Here is a 4,824-nt window from a genome sequence, read left to right as displayed (position 1 = left end):
CGCCGCCGTACTTGGAGTCCCAGCGCCGCGCGTCGTCGGCGGCGTCCCGCAGTTAGGCGACGTCGGCGGCGCCGACCCGGCCGCGGCCGCGGTGGGCGGCGGTGTCGTCGGCGGGGGTGACCAGCCAGCGGGTGACCGGGGTGGTGAACGCGGAGACGGCGAAGCCCGCACCGGTGAGGAAGTCTCGGCGGTTCACGCTGCTCCAGAACGAAGTGGCCGTGCGCACGGCCTCGGCGGGGTCCCTCGGGAAATCCCACCCCATCGCGGCGTCCGGCGTCCCGGCATCGGCCATACCGATCTCGCCGAGTTCCACGGGCCGGCCGAGCCGCTCGCCGATCGCCCGGGCCAGCAGCTTCGGCACGGGCCAGTCCGGAACCATGCCGCGCGCCGTCCAGTTCGCAACGGACGTGTGCGTATAGGTCGTGGTCAGCCCGGCTTCGTGGGCGAGCTGGTTCACCCGGTGGGCCAGCGATTTGCGGCTGGCGCCCTCGCACTTGTCGATCATCCGGGCGAGAGCGTCGTTCGGCGGCTTGGTCCGGCGGGTGGTCGACGCCACGGCGCCCCCTCGATCGGTCCCCGCGCGGGCGCGGGGAGTCGTCCGCGACCGGCCACGAGAAGTCGCAGGCCCGGCACCCGAGGCCGGATCACCGAGGGTAGGACATTCGTTGCTCATGGTGAATCGGATGCACGATTTGTGAGCCCCCTTGCGAGCCCTGCCCGCACCGGCTGCCAGGCGGTTGCCTGGTGTTCCGGGCCTCCGCCGGGGCCTGGGGAAACCTCCTCCCGGCAGGGCCACCACCGATTCACGCTCACGGGTGACAACCGGATGTGCGGAATCGCAGGACCGGCCGGCGCCGACACCGCCCGCCCCTTCGGAAGGACACGTTCGTGAAGCTCACCGTGATCGGCTGCGGCTACCTCGGCGCGACCCACGCCGCCGCGATGGCCGAACTCGGCCACCAGGTCCTCGGCATGGACACCGACGCCGACAAGGTCGACGCGCTGAACAAAGGCCAGGCCCCGTTCGTCGAGCACGGCCTGGACGACCTGCTCGCCAAGCACACCGCCACCGGGCGGCTCCGTTTCACCGCCTCCTACGCGGAGGCCGCCGGCTTCGCCAGCGTCCACTTCCTGGGCGTCGGCACCCCGCAGCGGGACGGCAGCGGCGCCTACGACCTCACCCACCTCCACACCGCCGTCCGGAGCCTGGCCCCCAGGCTCGGCGACGGCGCGGTGATCATCGGCAAATCGACCGTCCCGGTCGGCACGGTCACAGAGCTGCGGCAGACCCTGGACGAGCACCTCCGCGCCGGGGTGAGCGTCGGCCTGGCCTGGTCGCCCGAGTTCCTGCGCGAGTCATTAGCCCTCCTGGACACCCTGGAGCCGAACCGGATCGTGCTCGGCGTCGAGGACGGCGACACCGGCAGCGAAGCCGCCTTCCGGCAGGTCTACGCCGACATCCTGGCCGCCGGCTCCCCGCTGATCGTCACCGGCATCGCGACGGCCGAGCTGATCAAGGGCGCCGCGAACGCCTTCCTCGCCACCAAGATCTCCTTCATCAACGCGATGGCCGAGCTCTGCGAGCTGACCGGCGCCGACGTCCGGCAGATCGTCCTCGCCCTGGGCCACGACCACCGGATCGGCGCCGAGGGCATGCGGCCCGGCCTCGGGTTCGGCGGCGGCTGCCTGCCCAAGGACCTGGCCGGGTTCACCTACCGCGCCGAAGAACTCGGCGCCGACACCGGCCTGCTCCGCCAGGTCGCGGCGATCAACCGGCGCCGGCGCGAGCACACCGTCGAACTCGCCCGCGAAGCCCTCGGCAACGCCGTGACCGGCAAGCGGATCGCGGTCTGGGGCGCCGCGTTCAAGGCCCACACCGACGACATCCGCGACTCCCCGGCCCTGGCCGTCGCCGACGCCCTCCAGCGGGCCGGCGCCGAGGTCACCGTCCACGACCCCGCCGCCGTGGACAACGCCCGCAGGGCCTACCCCCGGCTCGACTACGCCGACGACCCCACCCAGGCCGTCACCGGCGCCGAACTGCTGCTGCACCTGACCGACTGGCCCCAGTACTCCGACGCCGACCCGGCCGACCTCGCCCGGCACATCGCCGTCCCCCAAGTCGTCGACGCCCGCGGCACCCTCGACGCCGCTCGCTGGCGCGCTGCCGGCTGGACCTTCCGCGCCCTCGGCCGCCCCTGATGCGCACGGAGTCCCGGCAGCCACGTCGATCCCGTCCGGCTCCGTGCCTGCCCCACCCCTGCGGTTGCCCCCGGGGCCTGCGTCGTCCGTGCCGCCCGGGTCCGCTCTTCTCCGTGTCCTGACGGTCCGGGGCCAGCAGAGTGCCGGTGGACACGGGCGCCTATGATCGGCCGGGGGCGGATCCGCCCGTTCGCGCACCACCCGCCGGATGCCACCGTCGGGGCCGGCCCACGGGAACGGATCACGGAACGGGCCACGGAGGCGGATCGAGGGGTGGGCACGGAGGGCTTTCCGGTCCGGCTGCCGCCCTGCGGACGGGGCTCCCCCACGGAGGGCCGCGGTACCGGCCTCGCCGTCCGACCCATGACACGCACCCCGGCCGGCCCACCGCACCGCCGACCCGAATGGAGACCGATGTCCGAGATAACCGCCGAGGAGCCGCGTCAGAGCACGGCCGACCCGACGGTCCTGATTCTGGCCGCGATGGCGGCGGTGATGGCCGCGCTCTCGGTCCGCATCCTGATGCTGGACAACGAGTCGACGGACTTCTACTACTTCCTCGGGCCCTGGTACCAGTACATCGCGAACAACGGCGGGTTCCACGCTCTCAGCGGCACCGGCTTCTCGGACTACAACGTCCCCTACCTGTACCTGATGGCCGCGCTCACCTACCTTCCGGTGGCCGCGCTGACGGGGATCAAGTGCATCTCGATCCTGTTCGACCTGGCGCTGGCGTACTACACGTTCCGCATCGTCTCCCTACGGTCACCGCAGCAGCCCTGGCGGGCCCTCGGCGCGGCGGTGATCGTCCTCTTCCTCCCCACCGTCGTGACCAACAGCGGCTGGTGGGGCCAGGCCGACGCGATCTTCACGACCTTCCTGGTCGGCGGCGTCTACCACATCCTGCGCGACCGGCCCTGGTGGGCCTGCTCGTTCTTCGGGATCGCGCTGGCGTTCAAGCTCCAGGCGATCTTCCTGTTCCCGCTCCTGCTCGTCCTGGTGCTGGCGCGACGGATCCCGTGGCGAAGCCTGCTGGCCCTTCCGGCGGTGTACGTGGCGCTCGACATCCCCGCCGTCCTGCTCGGCTCCGACCCGTGGCAGCTGCTGACGGTGTACGCCCGGCAGCCGGACACGTACAAGGACCTCACGCTCAACGCGCCGTCGGTCTACCAGTTCGTCTCGGTGCCGTACGAGGAACAGGACCCCGTACGGCACGCAGGTGTGCTGGTCGCGGGCGCGCTGGTGCTGGTGCTGATCGGGCTGGCGGTCTGGGCCATCCGCCGCGCCGGCGGGGCAACGGCGCTGAAGAACGGGGACGGGCGGGAGGCACCGGCGGTACAGGAGGGACGGCCCAAACTCACGGACACGGGGATCCTGCTGCTGGCCGCCGTCTTCGCGATCGCGGTGCCGTTCCTGCTGCCGTCCATGCACGAGCGCTACTTCTACGTCGCGGACGTGATCAGCGTGATCATCGCCTTCCAACTGCCCCGGCGGCTCTGGTACGTGCCGGTCCTGGTCCAGCTGTCGTCCTTCGGCAGTTACCTCAAGTTCATCGCCCCCAGCGTGTCGCCGTACCTGTCGATGCCGGCCAACGGCGTGCTGATGCTGCTGGCGCTGATAGTCGTACTCCGGGCCACCATCGGGGAGTTCCGGCGCTCGTGGACTCCGGGCGGCCGCGAACCGGCCCCGGAGGCGGCGGCGCTGACCGCGTAGGTTCGCCGGATCACCCGGTCACCCGCCTTCGGGCAGCGGCCTTCCTCCCCGGCGGAGGCTCCCGCGGAATGATGGGCCCCTCTCGCGTCAAGCGTAGTTGTTGGGGGGGGGGGGGCGCGCTGGGGGGGGGGGGGCGGGGGGTTGCGCGCCCGCGGACACCGACGGGGGGGTTGGGCCACAGACAACACACCCACCCCGCCCCCCGGCGGGCGGGCCCGGGCCCGCCCCCCCGGGGGGCGCCCCGGGTGTGTGTGGCCCCCCCCGCCCCCCCCGGGTTGGGCCCGCGCCGGGGGGCCCATCGTGCCGTGGCGGCACGGGAGTTGACCACGAGCGCTCTACCCTTGGGGTCATGAAGCAGCAGTACGTCACCATGGCCCTCGCAGGCCTCCTGATCGGAATCCTCGCGTTCGGCGCCGGCTGGTACACGGCCCGTGCCCGGGAGACCGCTCCGGCCCCGACCTACATCACGGTCACGCCGGAGCCGGTCACCGCGGGCACGATCTCCCCTCCCGCCTCGGCCGGTGCCCGGTAGGGCTACTGACGAACCGCCCAGAAACGGTCGGCCGCGTTGTCGAAGCCGACCGACGCGGACAGGGACTCCGGCGGCTCCTTCCAGAGCATCTGCCACTGGCCGTCGCCCGGGTCGTTGTCCACGATCACCTCCAGGCCGCGGGCGGTGTTGACCCAGCTACTGGTCTGGTCGCGGAACCCGTAGTCGGCGAAGTACACCGGCTTGTCCTCGTGGAAGAGGTTGAACTGCAGCCTCCTGCCACCCCAGTTCTTGTCGGCGTAGAAGCAGTAGTAGGAGGGTTCGCTGGTCGGGGCCGGGCACTTCTTCCAGTCCGTGCCCCTGGCGGACCGGCGGTGGTGGTCCCCGCTCCACGGGGGAGCCTGCGCCTCCCCGGGCAG

General features: G+C 72.2%; 5 protein-coding genes. 3 read left to right on the top strand and 2 right to left on the bottom strand.

Going from position 1 to position 4,824, the window contains the following annotated elements:
* Positions 1–52: 52 nt before the first annotated feature.
* Entirely contained in the window at positions 53–556 is a 504-nt protein-coding gene (locus ACFV61_RS34540; protein ID WP_380496049.1) for a hypothetical protein, read from the bottom strand.
* 332 nt (positions 557–888) lie between these two features.
* Between ACFV61_RS34540 and ACFV61_RS34535 the strand changes: the two genes are divergently transcribed.
* From ACFV61_RS34535 to ACFV61_RS34525, 3 genes are all read left to right on the top strand, one after another.
* Positions 889–2,202, top strand: a complete 1,314-nt coding sequence (locus tag ACFV61_RS34535; protein ID WP_380496047.1) for a UDP-glucose dehydrogenase family protein — start codon at positions 889–891, stop codon at positions 2,200–2,202.
* 414 nt (positions 2,203–2,616) lie between these two features.
* Complete coding sequence (locus tag ACFV61_RS34530) at positions 2,617–3,915, top strand: glycosyltransferase 87 family protein (protein WP_380496046.1); 1,299 nt, start codon at positions 2,617–2,619, stop codon at positions 3,913–3,915.
* A 349-nt stretch (positions 3,916–4,264) separates the two neighbouring features.
* Entirely contained in the window at positions 4,265–4,447 is a 183-nt protein-coding gene (locus tag ACFV61_RS34525; protein ID WP_063352045.1) for a hypothetical protein, read from the top strand.
* 2 nt (positions 4,448–4,449) lie between these two features.
* On the opposite strand, the gene ACFV61_RS34520 is transcribed toward ACFV61_RS34525, so the two are convergent.
* Positions 4,450–4,824 (bottom strand): peptidase inhibitor family I36 protein (locus ACFV61_RS34520; RefSeq protein ID WP_380496045.1); only part of this gene is annotated, 375 nt, incomplete at its 5' end.

The sequence above is a fragment of the Kitasatospora sp. NPDC059817 genome (assembly GCF_042731835.1).
In the GTDB taxonomy this organism is placed as follows: domain Bacteria; phylum Actinomycetota; class Actinomycetes; order Streptomycetales; family Streptomycetaceae; genus Kitasatospora.
The sequence above is the reverse complement of the archived record's forward strand: the minus strand, read 5'-3'. Positions and strand labels throughout refer to the sequence as shown.

Coding starts and splice junctions, on each gene's coding strand:
- ACFV61_RS34525 (WP_063352045.1), top strand. CDS start 4,265: ATGAAGCAGCAGTACGTCACCATGGCCCTCGCAGGCCTCCTGATCGGA.
- ACFV61_RS34530 (WP_380496046.1), top strand. CDS start 2,617: ATGTCCGAGATAACCGCCGAGGAGCCGCGTCAGAGCACGGCCGACCCG.